Genomic DNA, 16,283 nt, shown 5'->3' on the forward strand with positions numbered 1-16,283 from the left:
GAAAAGGAGGAATAGCCTTGTATATTAAATGGATATCCACGGAGGAGGTGGATAGGATTTATCTTCCGAATACAAGCCAAATGAAAGATATTGAATCTGAAGATAAAATCTACTTTCACTTCGGCACATCTACTAGAGAACTATCAGTAAGAAAGACTGATAATCTACCAAGGCAAACAATTGGTTTATCAGAGAATATAAAAAGTGAGGTCTTCATTCCTGAGGACCTATTCTATGATATAAACATAACAGAAAATAGTATAAGTTTAGGGCCCGTTATTTTGTATTTAATTTCAAAGCGATTTTTAACTCGTTTAGATAAAGTGAAAGATCGTCTTGAAAAGTTTGTTCCGGTAAATGGATTGATCATGATCAGTGAGCCCTCGGGAATTAACACAGAGGAACAGTTAATTAAGGGGTATTATTTTCGACCAAGTAATCAAGAAAGGGAAGCTACTTTAAAGGAAGGTGTATTTCAATATCCAGGAGCCATTTTTAAACGAGTACCCTTATCACTTTCGTTAAATGAGCACTTAAAAGAGAGGACGAATGGGTTTATCTTTAATTCTAAATTCTTTAATAAATGGGATATGTGGAAGTGGTTATCCCCTGATCAATCTGTTAGAGGTCATTTGCCTGATACTAAAGAGTTATCAACACTCGAGGAAATTGAAGAAATGGTAAGCCACTTTCAAACCATTTATTTGAAACCTAAAAGTGGTTCACGAGGGAAAGGAATCATTCAGATTAGAGATGAGGGAGGTTCTTATCACATCATTGATGATAAGAATAAAAAGTGGGTTGTGGAGTGTTTAGAACAGCAGCCAGTCATTGATCGGATTTTGAAAAAGAAAGGTGAATATATGATCCAACAAGGGGTCCCTTTAGTGCATGATTCAAGAAATGTTGATTTTCGTATTTACATGCAAAAAGATCAAACAAAAGATTGGAAGTGTACAGGACTCATTGCTCGAGTTGCTAAACCAGGGAGTATCACGACTAATTTAAGTCATGTAGATTATTTACTTAAGGGCAAAGAGGCTTTTAATCCTATCTATGGATTAGACGAAAGGGAAGGAGAGCTCCTTTTTCAAGAGATTGAAGCTACTTGTAAAAAGGCCTGTCAGCTACTAGATCAACAAGGTCATTTTGCTGATATTGCGATTGATTTTATCCTAGACAAAGAGTTACATGTCTGGATTCTAGAAATGAATAAAAGATATGGATATAAAAGCTTCTCAATTATTGAGGACTCTCATTTATTTGGTGACATTATTTCTAATCCATTCTTTTACGCTAGTGCTCTTACGGGTTTTAAAAATGCAAGAAGAAGTGAGTGAAGTAGATTTTAACTTTGGATCTTTTTCTTAGTTAAGAAATGGATTCACTTATAAGTTGATTGAAACGTACGTAATGCAGACAATTTCTCGAGGAGTGGTTAATGGTGGGTAAAAGAGTGATCATCTATTCTAAAGATACGTGTTATTACTGTACAAAGGCGAAAAAATTTTTAGAGGAACTTGGGGTGGAGTACACAGAGATTAATGTAAATCAACATCCTAAGGCATATAAGGAAATAAGAAGTAAAACAGGTACTAAAGGAGTGCCTCAGTTGGTAATTGGAGAGGAAACGGTCGTTGGCTTTAACCCAGATCTAATACGAGAAAAATTAGAAGGCTAAAATTAAAAATAGAGCTATCAGAAGCAAAAAGGATTTAATAACAGGTTAGGAGTTAATTACTGTAACTCTATCGTGCTTCTTTCTATCCCTTAGATCTAGGAGAAAGTGTGACAGGATTTTAAATAAATTTAATCAAAGAAAAGCGCTGGTACATGCCAGCGCGGAATTTCTATTTACTTTTCTGTATAGTAAAGCCGATATATTTTAAAGCGGTCTCAGGGTTTGAGACCGTTTTGACGTTCAAGTGTTTAAGTGGTTGATTGTCAACTAATAATACGATTAGTTTTTAGAATGCAACCACTCGACTCCTCTAGCAAACAATTTGGCAAATGGAAGCATAACAACTGAGCAAAGAGTATTAAAAAGCACACTCGAATGAGCAAGTTGCTGCATCGTATCATCCGTCATCGCTGTAACAATTTGTACTAAAATATCCATTAAAGGTAAAAATACAATGACACCGAGGAGATTTAGCCATATGTTAGCAAAAGCAACTAGCTTAGCATGTTTACTCGCTCCGATGGTAGCGATGAATGCTGTGATGCATGTTCCAATGTTGGCTCCAAGCATTATCGCAATTCCCGCTTTTAATGTAAGGAGGTGATCGCTCATAAACCCCATTGCTATCGCTGTTGTGGCCGTACTCGATTGAACGAGCCCAGTTAGAGCAGCACCAATAGCAACACCTGTAAGTGAATGGGTATTTGTAAATTCAAATAACGTATGCACAGAGGGCAGGCTAGCTAGAGGATAAGCAAGCGATTCAAGCCCATCCATCGCTATAAAAATACAAGCAAGTCCAAAGGTGAAACAGCCAATACTGAATGCCTTCTTCTTTGGGATAAATAAAGCAATCAATCCAGTTAGCAGTAAAGGAATAATAATATGAGAAAGGTCAAATGTAAGGATTTCTGTCGTAATGGTTGTGCCGATATTAGCCCCAAGGATGATGCCAATTGATTGCCTGAAGGTTAATAAATTCGCTGCCACAAGGCCAACCGTCATGACAAGTACAGCTGAGCTACTCTGAAGCATAGCTGTAGCAATTGTTCCAATTAACATTCCTTTCCATGCTTTATCTGTAAAGCGATGAACATTTCGTTGAAAAATTTCTCCACCAAGTGGTAATAATCCAGCGCGCATAATCACCATGCCAAAGAGAAAAAGAGCAATGAAAACGGCGAATAAGGAGAATAGTTCTTTGAACAAATAAATCACCTCTTTCTCACTTTATGGACAAACAACTCTAGTCATGACAGAAAAAAAGTAGATTTAATGATTGAATGTTCAGATATTTTTAGGTATAGTTAGTAATAAGACCAACTCTATGCTACATAGGTAGGTGATTCAGTAGATTGCAAGTTGCCCTTTTTTTTGAATGTAACATACTGACTAGTTAGTAAGTTTGTCGAATCGCAGGGAGGAATGATGGATATGGGATTTTTTTATAGTGAAAAAGTGAAGCGCTTACAACATGATTTGACTGTATTTATGGAAGAACATATTTATCCAAACGAGAAACTATTTGAAGATCAATTGAATCAAATGCCTGATCGATTTGCAGGAAACCCCGAAATTATGGAGGAATTAAAAGCAAAAGCAAAGGAAGCAGGCTTGTGGAATTTATTCTTGCCCGATGCAAAAGAAGGTGCTGGGCTAACGAATTTAGAATATGCTCCGCTATGCGAGATCATGGGACGTTCGTTTATTGCACCCGAAGTTTTTAATTGTAATGCACCAGATACAGGGAATATGGAAGTTCTTGTTCGTTACGGGACTAAGGAGCATAAAGAAAAATGGTTGCGACCTTTGCTTGAAGGGGAGATTCGCTCCGCTTTTGCGATGACTGAACCAGATGTGGCTTCTTCTGATGCAACGAATATATCAATAGACATACAACGCGATGGCGATGAATATGTAATCAATGGTCGCAAATGGTGGTCATCAGGTGCCGGAGATCCAAGATGTAAATTGCTCATATTAATGGGGAAGACCAACCCAACCGCCGATAGGCATAACCAACAATCGATGATTATCGTTCCAATGGACACAAAAGGAGTACAAATCAAGCGAATGCTGCCTGTGTTCGGTTATGATCATGCTCCCCATGGCCACGCAGAAATTGAATTTACGAATGTGAGAGTTCCTGTTTCGAATTTACTATTAGGTGAGGGACGTGGATTCGAGATTGCTCAAGGGCGACTTGGACCTGGTCGAATTCATCATTGTATGCGAACTATCGGTGCAGCTGAGCGAGCGCTTGAACTAATGTGCGAGCGAGCAACTGAGCGTGCTCCATTTGGCAAACCATTAACAAAACAAGGAGTCGTTCAAGAGTGGATTGCAACATCTCGTATAGAAATTGAACAAGCGAGGCTTCTTACATTAAAGGCTGCAGCGATGATGGATACCGTTGGAAACAAAGTAGCTAAAAAAGAGATTGCGATGATTAAAGTCATTGCTCCTCAAATGGCACTTCGAGTGATTGATCGTGCTATTCAAGCATTTGGGGCGGCGGGTGTAAGTGAAGATGTTCCACTTGCAGCCATGTATGCCAATATACGTACATTACGCATTGCAGATGGTCCAGATGAGGTTCATCTTGCTGCGATTGCCAAACAAGAATTGAAGCCGTACGCACGATCACCTATTACTGTTGGGGAGGAATAATAGATGGAAAAACGTTGGTTACCTTTATATGGAAATAATCTTGAAGCGCATTCGACAATAGAAAATCGTTCGTTAACAGATCTCTTAAACGACACGACTGCAAAATATAGTGATAATACAGCAATCACATTTTACGGAAAGACTTGGACGTATAAGGAATTACAAAAGTTTAGTGAAGCATTGGCAGCTTCTCTAAATGGAGATCAATTCAAAAAAGGCGATCGACTTGCCATTATGTTGCCAAACTGTCCTCACTATCTATTCTCTTTATTTGGGACATTTCGTGCAGGTGGGGTTGTGGTTCAAGTCAACCCGATGTATGTCGCACGTGAACTTGAATATATTTTAAATGATTCAGAAGCAACACATATAGTGATTCTTTCAGATTTATATCCTCTATTTAAGTCAGTAAGAGATAAAGTGCCAACAAAAAAAGCCATTGTGGTAGCTTTAAAGCCAGGTGCAGAGATAGAGCTCGAAGCGAACGACTGCTTATTTGAATCGTATTTAAAACAAGCAACGGCGCCAGCTCCAGCAATTACCATTGAGGCTGAGAATGATCTTGCAGTCCTGCAATATACAGGCGGGACTACGGGTGTATCTAAAGGGGTTATGCTTACTCATTTGAATCTTGTATCGAACACCGAACAAACGTATGACTTCATGTTTAGTGGAGAAGTATCGCCACCTCCTAATGCAAGAATAGTTAATGTCTTACCTTTATTTCATATTTTTAGCTTAACTTGCTGTAACTTTGTAACGATTCGTCATGGTGGGAATCAAATTTTAATCCCACGTTTTGATATGCCTGAAGTACTTGAGACAATCAAGAAAGAAAAGCCTTTTCAACTTGGCGGGGTCCCAACCATGTATGTGGGCTTTAATCAAGTAGGAAAGTATAAAGAATTCGGACTAGATCTTGTAGAAAGCTATGTAAGCGGTGGGTCCTCGTTACCAGTAGAGGCGCTAGAAGCATTTGAAAGAGGAACGGACCGCAAGCTTTGCGAAGGGTATGGCTTATCTGAAGCAGCTCCCGTGACTCATTTCAACCCCTCATTCCAGGAAAGAAAAGCCGGTAGTGTAGGCATACCTCTTCCAAATACAGATGCAAAAGTTGTCGTTGAAACAGATGCAGGTTGGGAAGAAGTAGCAGTTGGTGAAGTTGGTGAAATGATCATCAAAGGACCTCAAGTGATGAAGGGATATTGGAGAAAGCCTGAGGAAACAGAGAGAACGTTACGTGATGGCTGGCTCTTTACAGGGGATTTAGCGAAAATGGATGAGCAAGGGTATTTTTATATTGTAGACCGCAAAAAAGACATGATTCTAGCAAGTGGTTACAATGTGTATCCTCGTGAAATTGAAGAAGTTCTCTATCAACATGAAGGGGTGCAGGAAGTGATCGTGTTAGGCATACCTGACCCTTATCGGGGAGAAACGGTAAAGGCTTATATTACGCCAAAGCCAAATAGTACATTAACAAGTCAAGAGATCATCGAATTTAGCCGTAAACAATTGGCAGCCTATAAAGTGCCAAAAGCGATTGAATTCCGTGAAGAACTGCCAAAGTCAGCTGTTGGTAAGCTATTAAAGCGTAAACTTCGCGATGAAGAACTAGCTAAAGTAGAAGCTGAGCAGTCGTCTTAATCTTAACGGGGGCTCCTACCTGAGTTGGTAAGAAGCCCTCGTAACTTAAATGAAGAGGTGATTCAATGAATGCTTTATCCTTATTCGATTTAAAAGGTAAAACGGCGATCGTTACAGGAGGCGGGCGCGGTCTTGGTCGACAAATGGCACATGCTTTCGCTGATGCAGGAGCGAACCTCGTTTTATGCTCTAGAAAAGTGGAAGCGTGTGTGGAAGTAGCAGAAGAATTAAAGCAAAAGGGTGTTGAAGCCATTGCTCTATCTTGTGATGTAACGAATCAAGAAGAGGTTGAAAACGTAGTTAAAAAAACGGTCGATACATTCGGCACCATCGATATCCTAGTGAATAATAGTGGAGCCACATGGGGAGCTCCGGCTACTGATATGCCGCTTGAAGCATGGAATAAGGTAATGAATGTTAATGTGACGGGAACCTTTTTAATGGCACAAGCTGCAGGGAAAGTTATGAAGCAACAGAAGTCAGGGAAAATCATAAACATTGCTTCAGTTGCTGGATTAGGTGGCGCTGATCCAAGGTTTATGGATACGATCGGATACAACACTAGTAAAGGGGCAGTCATTACATTTACCAAAGATCTCGCTACTAAATGGGGACAGTTTGGGATTAATGTTAACGCCATTGCTCCAGGCTTTTTTCCAACGAAAATGTCGAAGGGGTTACTAGAAAAAGGAGAATCTTTTGTTCTTGATCGCACACCTCTTAAGCGTTTAGGAGGAGAGCATGACTTACAAGGTGCAGCATTATTTTTAGCGTCAGGGGCCTCAAATTTTGTGACTGGTGATGTCTTGGTTGTTGATGGTGGTATGCACGCTATGTAAGGGGGAGTCAACAGATGAAAAAAGTAGCCTTAGTAACAGGTGCCACTGGTGGAATAGGCCTTGCCACTGCTAAACGTTTCATCGATAGAGAGATGGCAATCGTATTATGTGATATTGATGAAGAAAAAGGAACTTCCGTAACAGAAACCTTAGTAAACGATGGTGCAGAAGCGATGTTCGTTCGCTGTGATGTCTCAAATGAAGAAGATGTTAGGGATGCATGTCAAAAGGCAGTCGATCAATATGGACGACTGGATGTGTTAGTGAATAATGCTGGAATTGGGAATAGAGAAACGACATTAACAGAGTTGACTTTATCAGAATGGCAAAAAGTCATTGATGTCAATTTAACAGGGGTTTATCTTGGCATGAAGTATGCCATTCCCTTTATGAAAGAAAGTGACGGGGGAGGAGCGATTGTAAACGTTTCTAGCTTACTTGGATTTAAAGGGAAGAAGTTTGTTGCCCCTTATAATGCTTCAAAAGCTGGTGTCATCACGTTAACAAAAAATGCGGCCTTAGAGTTTGGACGCGATCAAATTCGAGTGAACGCTGTAGCTCCTGGTGTGATTGATACGCCAATCGTTGATGGTTGGAGAGAGCAAGAGCAGAAGTGGAAAATAATGAGTTCTGCGAATGCGCTCAAGCGAGTAGGGCAACCAGAAGAAGTAGCGAATGCCATCTCTTTTCTTGCATCAGATGAAGCCTCGTATATTACAGGAACCACATTGATGGTCGACGGCGGGGGATTAACATACTAACGATCTGCATATTAGTAGAACCTCTTTGGCTCACTATGACCAGTTAAAGCTAACCATATCCTGCTAGGTTTTGGCTCGAATTGTGGTATACTAAACGGATCAGTTTAGATAGATAGTGGGGCGTTCGTATGAAAGAGAAAATTATTGAAGTGAGTATTGATCTATTTGGAAAAAATGGATTCACCGAAACATCTATTCAAGATATCGTCGAGGCACTTGGTGTAACGAAAGGAACATTCTATTATTACTTTAAAAGTAAAGAAGAATTATTAATGGAAATTCACCTACGATACATTGAAGATATTTTATCGAGTCAGCGTGAGATTTTAGAGAAATCTAAAACGGCTGAAGCAAGACTTTTTGATATGGTATATATGCTGATGAAGCATATTGAAGGTCAAGGACAAAGTGCGCGTGTGTTCTTTCGAGAAATGCAGCATTTAAGTGAAGCTCACCTAGAAGATATTTTTAAAAAGCGTGATGCTTTTCGAATGAACATGAAAAAAGTCATTGCTGATGGAATTAATTCTGGAGAGTTCCGTCAAGACTTAGACGTCAATATCGTAACATTGGCTATTTTAGGAGCAGTCAACTGGAGTTATCACTGGTTCGATCCAAAAGGCGAGCTTGATGAAAAAGCAGTGTCTACGATCTATATTGATTTCATGTTAAATGGCTTAAAGAAAGCGTAAGAGTCCTAGATAAGGACTTTTTCCACGATTATAATACTAACTGGTTAGTATATAGGAGGAATTCATTATGACATTAGAGAATATTAATCGTATTGCCGTAATTGGTGCAGGTTCAATGGGACATCAGATTGCGATGTTATCTGCTTTAGGAGGCTTTGAAACCTACTTACAGGATATTGAGCAGTCCTCTTTGGATAAGGCAAAAGAAAGCCTTCAATTTCAAATGAATAAATGGGTGACAAAAGGAAAGATCGATCAACCATCCCTTGATGCAGCTTTTTCTCGCCTACATGCTACAACCGACTTACAAACAGCTGTGAGCGAAGCCGATTTTGTGATCGAAGCAGTGGTTGAGAAGCTAGATGTTAAACGAGATCTATTTGCAAAATTGGATCAATTTGCACCTCCTCATGCTATTCTTGCGACGAATTCCTCAACAATCGTGAATTCAAAAATTGCAGAAGTTACTTCAAGACCTGAAAAAGTGTGCAATATGCATTTCTTTTTTCCGCCACTTGTGATGGATTGCGTCGAAGTGGTAAAAAGTGAACAAACATCAGATGAAGCGGCTGATCTTGCAATGGCTGTTAGTAAAAAAATGAACCGTACAGCAGTGTTGCTGCATAAAGAGATCTCAGGATTTATAGCGAATCGTATTTTAGGGGCCTTAACAAAGGAAGCAGTAGAACTGTATGAAGAAGGATATGCAAGTTTTGAAGACATAGATCTTATCTGCAAAAAAGCGTTAAACCACCCGATCGGACCCTTTGCATTGATGGATTTATCAGGAATTGATGTAGCGTACTTTGTTAATCAACAGCGCTATGCTGAAACAAATGACCCAGCTGATCGTCCTGCAGCTTGCATTGAAGAAAAGGTGAAGGCAGGAGAACTGGGCCGTAAAACAGGAAAAGGTTGGTATGATTACTCAAAAAAAGAGGTGAAGCAGTCATGAGCTCAAAAGTAGAGGTTCAAAAAGAGAAAGGGATTGCGGTCATTACGATTAATAATCCACCTTTAAATGTGATGGACAAAGATGTGATCAATGGCCTAAGACAAACATTTCAACAACTTAACGATGATTCAGAAACAGTTGTTGTCATCCTCACGGGAGCTGGTGAAAAAGCCTTTATGGCAGGAGCAGATATTAAAGAGTTTCCCCAATTGATGGATCATCCGAATATGAAAGAGCCAGTTATGGAAACTCATGCGGTGCTTAATCAGATTGATTTCTTTGAAAAGCCGACAATTGCCGTCTTAAATGGTCTGACATTCGGTGGAGGGTGTGAGCTGGCTTTAACATGTGATATCCGAATTGCTGAAGCACATGCCCAGATCGGGTTACCTGAAATAAAGCTTGGTTTATTCCCAGGAGGTGGCGGAACACAACGATTACCTCGCCTTGTTGGCGAAGCAAAAGCAAAAGAACTCATGTTTACAGGAGAGCCGATTGATGCGAAAACGGCCGGTACGATCGGATTAGTCAACCACGTGACGGATCGTGGTGCAGGAATGGGTAAGGCAATGGAGATTGCTCAGCAAATTAGACGCCACTCCTTACCGGCGCTACATTGTATCAAAAAGGCGGTGGACGAAGGCTTGGATATGAGTTTTCCTCAAGCGATTGAGCATGAAGCCGAACTTTTTGCGAAAGTATTTCAGACAGAGGATATTAGAGAAGGTGTGACAGCCTTTTTTGAAAAACGCAAGCCTGAGTTTAAGCATAGATAAGGTGGTGTCGGCATGGAACAAACAAAAACCGTACGTCCAGGTGAAGAGTTAAATACGGAGTCTCTTTTATCGTATCTAAACGAACAGATGGAAGACCTTCCTGATGAGGAGCTTGTTGTACGGCAGTTCCAAGCAGGTCATTCCAATTTAACGTACTTACTTAAAATAGGGAACTGGGAAGCTGTACTTAGAAGACCACCGCTTGGCCCAGTAGCTGCTCGTGCTCATGATATGGCAAGAGAATCAACTGTGATGGCCACATTAGCACCGCATTTATCCATTATCCCAGAGCCGCTCCATTTTTGTTCGGATCAAGGGATCATTGGAGCCCCTTTTTTCCTAATGGAAAGAAAAAAAGGGATCGTTCTAGATACGGAGTTTCCAGAAGACTTAGAAGCAACTCCACAGCTTGCTAGAACGATCTCTGAACAAATGGTTAATCGCTTAGTAGACTTACATGCGATTAACTATGAAAAAACGAAACTTGTTGAATTGACAAAGCCTGAAGGTTTCCTAGAGCGTCAAGTTCATGGATGGATCAAGCGTTATCACCAAGCGAAAACTCATGACCACAAAGGGTTAGAGGAACTAACGACCTTTTTGAGTGATCGAATTCCGACATCTCAAGATGCAACCGTTATCCATTATGATTACAAGCTAAATAATGCGATGTTTTCAAAGGACGGTCAGGAAATGGTTGGGTTGTTTGATTGGGAGATGACCACAGTAGGTGATCCTTTATGTGACGTTGGCGTGGCCTTGAGCTATTGGATTGAGCCCAATGATCCGACCTTATTAAAAAGAGGTTTTGGCAAGCCGCCAGTAACTGTGCAAGAAGGCTTTTTCTCAAGAAGAGACTGGGTAGAGTTGTATGCAAAAAAGAGTGGTCGTCATGTCGATCATATCGAATATTACTTAACCTTTGCTTATTTTAAATTGGCTGTAATTGCTCAGCAAATTTATTATCGCTATCACAAAGGTCAGACAAATGATACGCGTTTTGCACAGTTCGATCAAACGGTAGCAGCCCTTATCCACCATGGAAGAGAAACGGCAACAACAGAGTTAACATAAGGTTTTGTGTGAGAGGACGTGAGGAGTTTGACTCATGTACATGTTCTATTAAAGAAGGAAGAAATTGAGCCGGAAAAGCTTGCGGGAGAGATTGTCATCGTACTCGATGTCTTATTAGCGACTTCAACGATTGCTTTTGCCTTATCATACGGAGCTAAAGCAGTGATCCCCGTCTCTAGTGAAGAAGAAGCGATAAAGCTCTCTACCAACTATCACCCTGATGATTTCATCTTAGTTGGAGAGAAGGAGGGAAGGGTGATAGATGGTTTTCTATCACCCAATCCTTCTCTTTTAAAATCGTTTGTACAAGGCAAGGTGGTTATTTTAGCGACAACAAATGGTACCGTCGCTCTTAATCGATCAGAAGGTGCAGAGATGATCTATCCAGCTTGTTTACGAAATGGAGAAGCAGTGATAGAAGACATTACTACTCATCTTAATCCAGGACAAAAAATCATTATTGTCTGTTCCGGTTCTTCTAATCAGTTCTGCTTAGAAGATTTTTATGGAGCTGGTTATCTTGTTTCGTGCTTAAGAGAAAAATTAGGTGTGATCTCTATAAATGATGCAGGTATAGCAGCAGAAGCTCTGTTTTTAACAGATAAGCAGGGTGGCTATGATTTATTAATCGAGTCTGCTGTTGGAAGATTTATAATCGATCATGGTTTTGAAGAAGATGTGAGGGAAGTTGTTCAAGTAGGGGTCGATTTAGATGTCCCTATTTATCAGAATAAAAAGATTTTTAGAAAAGGAGTTGTTGGTAGTGAAACAAACCAAACGTGAGTTGATGGGCGGTCACTTTCTTGTCAGGAGTGTTGAGGCAAGTGACGTATTTACTCCAGAAGATCTGAATGATGAACAGAAGATGATTGCTCAAACAGCTAAGCAGTTTATAGAAAAAGAAGTGATGCCTAAAAGAGAAGCGATTGAAGACCAAGACTTTGAGGCCATAGTTGGTTTATTGAGAAAAGCAGGTACCCTGGGGCTCCTTGCTCATAGCATTCCTGAAGCATACGGTGGGCTAGGTCTTGATAAAGTAAGCAAAGGAATTGTGGGGGAAGAGCTTGGTGGCTCAAGTGGCTACGGTGTTGCTCATTCGAATCATACTTGTATTGCAACCTTACCAATCACTTACTTTGGAAGTAAGGAACAAAAAGAACATTACTTACCGAAACTTGCCTCTGGCGAATACTTAGGTGCTTATTGTTTAACGGAACCCTCTTCCGGCTCAGATGCACTAGCTGCCAAAACAACTGCTACATTAAATGAAGAAAAAACACATTACCTGTTAAACGGTACAAAGCTCTATATTACGAATGCTGTTTTCTCCGATACTTTTATTGTTTATGCAAAAGTAGACGGGACGAAGTTTACAGCATTTATCGTCGAAAAAGATTTTACAGGCCTCTCACTTGGTCCTGAAGAACAGAAGATGGGCATTAAAGGATCTTCGACAAGAAGTGTAATCCTAGAAGATTGCGAGGTGCCAGTTGAAAATGTTCTCGGAGAAGTAGGCAAAGGTCATGTAATAGCGTTTAATGTGCTAAATTTAGGTCGCTTCAATTTGGGGTCTGCTTGTATGGGGGCTGCAAAAAGCGCACTTCGTCTAGGGATTCAGCATACAAACGAACGCAAACAATTTAAAAAGCGAATAAGCGAGTTTGGCATTACAAAGGAAAAAGTAGCCTTGATGGCTGCTCGTATTTTTGCAGCTGAGTCACTCCAATATCGAACGGCCGATTTGATTGAAGGGGCGCTAGGTGATTTAGATGAGACTGATACCGATGGAACCGTTGGAAAACGAATGATGGAATATGCCCTTGAATGTGCCATCTGTAAAGTGTATGGGTCTGAAACACTTGATTATGTGGTGGATGAATCGTTGCAATTACATGGTGGAGCAGGGTTTATAAAGGAATACCCAATCGAGCAAATGTATCGTGATTCTAGAATTAATCGCATTTTTGAAGGAACAAATGAAATTAATCGATTACTTGTGCCAGGACTCTTCTTTAAAAAAGGAGCTAAGGGTGAGTTACCTGTTCAAGATGCCATTAACGAGGCCATTGACCGTTTGAAAAATGGGGAGGAGGCAACGTATTCAGGTGACCTGGCAGGTGAACGTACGGCTATAGACCATATCCGTACCGTTTACTTGGCATTCTCTGGTCTAGCGTTTCAACAATTTGGTCAAGAACTTGATGATGCACAGGAAACACTTATTAAGTTAGCCGATATCGGTATTGAGCTCTATGCTGCTGAGTCTGCAGTACTAAGAGCTTATAAGAGTAAAAATTCTTTACAGCATCTACTTGCTAAGACAGTCGTTGAATCTTCCTTTAGCCATGTGAAGAGTGTAGCAGGGGAGCTTCTTGGTGGATTTGCACCTACTCCTGAAGTAGAAGGCTTACGTCGTTTAATAGCTCGTGCCCAAGAGGCAGTCGTTTTCTCAGATCGTATTTCACGAAATAGAGAAATTGCAAGTGTTGTAAATGAAAATGGACAATATGTTCGCTTATCTTAGTATGAGTAATGATCTAGTAGAAAGTGAGGGACATCTATGAATCGTTTTCAAGAACAAATCGTCCTTATCTCAGGAGCTGGCAGTGGGATTGGTGCAGCGACAGCTAAGCAGCTTGCTAGTGAAGGAGCGACTTTAATTCTTGTTGGCCGTAGAAAAGAAAAGCTTGAAGAGGTAGCTGAAGAGATTAATAGTGAAATGAATGTGGAGAGTGCCTATGTTTATTCCGCTGATGTGACGATTGAAGAAGAAGTTGAGCTTTTAGCCAATTATATTGAAAGTAACTTTGGACGACTTGACGTATTGATCAATAATGCAGGCACATCTTCTGGAGGTCCTATTCTTTCATTGGAAAAAGAGGAATGGGAGCGAGTTCAAACGACAAATGTCACAAGTGTGTATTTAATGGCAAAGTACTTGGGTGCTTTAATGACCCAGTCAGATTCTTTAAATAAATCGATCGTAAATGTTGCTTCTCTTTCCGGGCATAAAGCAGGAGCAAAAATCCCTAGCTATAGTACAGCTAAAGCTGCGGTTATTCATTTAACCAAATCACTTGCTGGTGAATTAGCTCCTTATCAAGTGAGGGTTAATTCCGTATCACCAGGCTTTGTCGAAACCCCTATGACCGAAGATGGATTAAAAAACCCTAAATTCAGTCAGGCGATTGAACGTCATACCCTACTCGGACGGGTTGGGAGACCGGAAGAAGTTGCGAAGGCGATCGCATTTATTTCTTCTAGTGATGCAAGTTATATCACAGGTACAGATTTATTAATTGATGGTGGATGGCTCACAGTTTAAAAAAGGAGATGAGGACATGAATGTAGAAAGTAGTAAAACAGTAGAAGGAACGAAAGATTTACTTGTACAAATTGATAATGGTGTCATGCTCCTAACACTTGATAGACCAAATGCCTTGAATGCCTTCAGCCCTGATATGATGATGGGCTTACAACAATCAATAAAAGAGGCAGAGACGAATGATGATGTGAAAGTGCTTGTCTTGCGTGGGAATGGGCGTGCCTTTAGTGCTGGCGGAGACGTGAAGACGATGGGAGAAGCTGCTCCTGTAGATGTATACAACCACATCGGACATCTTAATCAATTAATCGAGCAAATGCGTACCCTTGAAAAACCAATAATTGCAGCTGTACATGGGTTTGCAGCAGGGGCTGGGTTTAATTTGGCCCTTGCATGTGATTTGATTGTGGCAGCTGAGGACACATCCTTTATATTAAGTTTTGCCCAAGTAGGACTTGTTTCAGATGGTGGAGGTCATTACTTCCTGCCACGATCACTCACTCCATATCAAGCAAAAGAGCTGCTGTTTAGAGCAGAACCACTTGATGCGAAGACGGCACAACAATGGGGGCTTGTAAATCATATTTACCCATTGGCTGAAATGGAAGAAAAAGTGAAAGAATATGCTGCCTCCTTTACAGTACGCCCGACAAAAGCGATTGGGTTAATGAAGCGATTAACGAATCTCGCAGATACAGCGACCCTTAATGATATTTTAGAAGCGGAGCGTACAACCCAAGCGATGATGGTCACAACAGAAGATCATCTGGAAGGCGTAGCCGCATTTAAAGAGAAACGAAGACCACAATTTAAAGGGAAATAAGGAGGATATGAAGATATGAGAGCTATTCAATTTACGACTTACGGTGGACCTGAAGTATTAAAAATGGTGGATTTAGAGCTACCAAAACCAGAAGCAAATGAAGTCATTATCAAGATTGAAGCAATAGGGGTTAACTACGCAGATACTGCAAGGCGTGAGGGTCAATACGTTGTACCGACACCTCTACCGTTTGTTCCAGGAGCAGAAGTGGCTGGTGTGGTAGATGAAATAGGGAGCGATGTTTCCACTGTTAAAGTGGGCGACCGTGTAGTGACACTTCTTGGCTCAAAAAAAGCGACTGGTTATGCAGAATACTCAATTGCTGATGATAGAGGCTTAATGCCGATTCCAGAAGGGGTAAGTTTTGAGCAAGCCGTTGCTTTGCCATTGCAAGGCTTAAGTGCTTATCATATTTTAAAGACGATGGGTCAGCTTGAAGAAGGCGATACGGTACTCGTACATGCGGCTGCGGGGGGTGTTGGGACGATTGCTGTTCAACTCGCGAAATTAATGGGCGCTGGTAAGGTCATTGCAACAGCAAGCTCTCCTGAAAAATTAGAATTAGCTAGTGAGCTTGGAGCGGATGTTTTAATCAATTACACAGAAGACAACTGGTACGAGCAAGTACTCGATGCAACGAATGGTCGAGGAGTCAACGTTGCTCTAGAGATGGCTGGGGGACGTGTGTTTATTGATACTCTAAAGTGTTTAGCTACATTTGGAAGACTTGTTGTCTACGGGGTAGCAAGTGGAGAACAAAGTCCGTTTAACCCTTCGTCTCTAATGGCGCGTAATCAATCTGTTATCGGCTTTTTCCTCCCGCAGATCATGAGAAAGCCACGACTCTTGCAATCTAGTATGAAAGAGTTACTAGGTTATGTCGGGAGTGGTCAGCTTAAGCTCCAAATAGGTGGAACGTATCCACTTGAGGAAGCAGCTGAAGTTCATAGCTTAATGCAAGGTAGAAAAACTACAGGTAAGCTCATATTAAAGCCATAACACCTAGAGAGCCAGACTTCAACGCGTAAGTCTGGCTTTTT

16 protein-coding genes are annotated in these 16,283 nt (G+C 40.8%); 15 read left to right on the plus strand and 1 reads right to left on the minus strand.

Features of this window, described 5'->3' with window-relative positions:
• The first annotated feature begins 17 nt into the window (after nucleotides 1-17).
• Together RYX56_RS01745 and RYX56_RS01750 are read left to right on the plus strand one after the other, a co-directional pair.
• On the plus strand, nucleotides 18-1,340 hold the full coding sequence (locus RYX56_RS01745) for a YheC/YheD family endospore coat-associated protein (protein WP_317120419.1): 1,323 nt from the start codon (nucleotides 18-20) through the stop codon (nucleotides 1,338-1,340).
• Between the two features lie 101 nt (nucleotides 1,341-1,441).
• The gene (locus RYX56_RS01750) at nucleotides 1,442-1,681 is read left to right on the plus strand and encodes a glutaredoxin family protein (protein WP_317120420.1); all 240 of its coding nucleotides are present in this window, start codon (nucleotides 1,442-1,444) and stop codon (nucleotides 1,679-1,681) included.
• Nucleotides 1,682-1,960: 279 nt separating this feature from the next.
• Here RYX56_RS01750 and RYX56_RS01755 read toward each other — a convergent pair whose 3' ends face one another.
• Nucleotides 1,961-2,899, minus strand: coding sequence for a Na/Pi symporter (locus RYX56_RS01755; RefSeq protein WP_317120421.1), 939 nt, complete (start codon nucleotides 2,897-2,899; stop codon nucleotides 1,961-1,963).
• A 216-nt stretch (nucleotides 2,900-3,115) separates the two neighbouring features.
• Between RYX56_RS01755 and RYX56_RS01760 the strand changes: the two genes are divergently transcribed.
• The 13 genes from RYX56_RS01760 (at nucleotide 3,116) to RYX56_RS01820 (ending at nucleotide 16,242) form a co-directional block, all read left to right on the plus strand.
• A complete protein-coding gene (locus tag RYX56_RS01760; RefSeq protein ID WP_317120422.1) occupies nucleotides 3,116-4,351 on the plus strand; it encodes an acyl-CoA dehydrogenase in 1,236 nt (411 codons plus the stop codon).
• 3 nt (nucleotides 4,352-4,354) lie between these two features.
• Entirely contained in the window at nucleotides 4,355-5,998 is a 1,644-nt protein-coding gene (locus RYX56_RS01765; protein WP_317120423.1) for a long-chain-fatty-acid--CoA ligase, read from the plus strand.
• Nucleotides 5,999-6,063: 65 nt separating this feature from the next.
• Nucleotides 6,064-6,837, plus strand: a complete 774-nt coding sequence (locus RYX56_RS01770; protein WP_317120424.1) for an SDR family oxidoreductase — start codon at nucleotides 6,064-6,066, stop codon at nucleotides 6,835-6,837.
• A 14-nt stretch (nucleotides 6,838-6,851) separates the two neighbouring features.
• Nucleotides 6,852-7,598 carry an SDR family NAD(P)-dependent oxidoreductase gene (locus RYX56_RS01775; protein WP_317120425.1) on the plus strand — a complete coding sequence of 249 codons (747 nt, stop codon included), beginning with the start codon at nucleotides 6,852-6,854 and terminating at the stop codon, nucleotides 7,596-7,598.
• A 128-nt stretch (nucleotides 7,599-7,726) separates the two neighbouring features.
• Nucleotides 7,727-8,290 (plus strand): TetR/AcrR family transcriptional regulator, encoded by a 564-nt coding sequence (locus tag RYX56_RS01780; RefSeq protein WP_317120426.1) that lies wholly within the window; start codon nucleotides 7,727-7,729, stop codon nucleotides 8,288-8,290.
• A 67-nt stretch (nucleotides 8,291-8,357) separates the two neighbouring features.
• On the plus strand, nucleotides 8,358-9,245 hold the full coding sequence (locus RYX56_RS01785) for a 3-hydroxyacyl-CoA dehydrogenase family protein (protein WP_317120427.1): 888 nt from the start codon (nucleotides 8,358-8,360) through the stop codon (nucleotides 9,243-9,245).
• On the plus strand, nucleotides 9,242-10,021 hold the full coding sequence (locus RYX56_RS01790) for an enoyl-CoA hydratase (RefSeq protein ID WP_317120428.1): 780 nt from the start codon (nucleotides 9,242-9,244) through the stop codon (nucleotides 10,019-10,021). The genes RYX56_RS01785 and RYX56_RS01790 overlap by 4 nt, the downstream gene beginning before the upstream one ends.
• Before the next feature lie 12 nt (nucleotides 10,022-10,033).
• On the plus strand, nucleotides 10,034-11,095 hold the full coding sequence (locus RYX56_RS01795) for a phosphotransferase family protein (RefSeq protein WP_317120429.1): 1,062 nt from the start codon (nucleotides 10,034-10,036) through the stop codon (nucleotides 11,093-11,095).
• Nucleotides 11,096-11,122: 27 nt separating this feature from the next.
• On the plus strand, nucleotides 11,123-11,878 hold the full coding sequence (locus tag RYX56_RS01800) for a 2-phosphosulfolactate phosphatase (RefSeq protein WP_317120430.1): 756 nt from the start codon (nucleotides 11,123-11,125) through the stop codon (nucleotides 11,876-11,878).
• Nucleotides 11,859-13,619, plus strand: a complete 1,761-nt coding sequence (locus RYX56_RS01805) for an acyl-CoA dehydrogenase FadE (RefSeq protein WP_439108447.1) — start codon at nucleotides 11,859-11,861, stop codon at nucleotides 13,617-13,619. Before RYX56_RS01800 ends, RYX56_RS01805 begins: the two co-directional genes overlap by 20 nt.
• A 36-nt stretch (nucleotides 13,620-13,655) precedes the next feature.
• On the plus strand, nucleotides 13,656-14,420 hold the full coding sequence (locus RYX56_RS01810; RefSeq protein ID WP_317120431.1) for an SDR family NAD(P)-dependent oxidoreductase: 765 nt from the start codon (nucleotides 13,656-13,658) through the stop codon (nucleotides 14,418-14,420).
• Nucleotides 14,421-14,436: 16 nt separating this feature from the next.
• A complete protein-coding gene (locus RYX56_RS01815) occupies nucleotides 14,437-15,243 on the plus strand; it encodes an enoyl-CoA hydratase/isomerase family protein (RefSeq protein ID WP_317120432.1) in 807 nt (268 codons plus the stop codon).
• Nucleotides 15,244-15,258: 15 nt separating this feature from the next.
• Nucleotides 15,259-16,242 (plus strand): quinone oxidoreductase family protein, encoded by a 984-nt coding sequence (locus RYX56_RS01820; protein WP_317120433.1) that lies wholly within the window; start codon nucleotides 15,259-15,261, stop codon nucleotides 16,240-16,242.
• The last annotated feature ends 41 nt before the right edge of the window (nucleotides 16,243-16,283 follow it).

The organism is Alkalihalophilus lindianensis, from assembly GCF_032843265.1.
GTDB classification, from domain to species: Bacteria; Bacillota; Bacilli; order Bacillales; family Bacillaceae_D; genus Alkalihalophilus; species Alkalihalophilus lindianensis.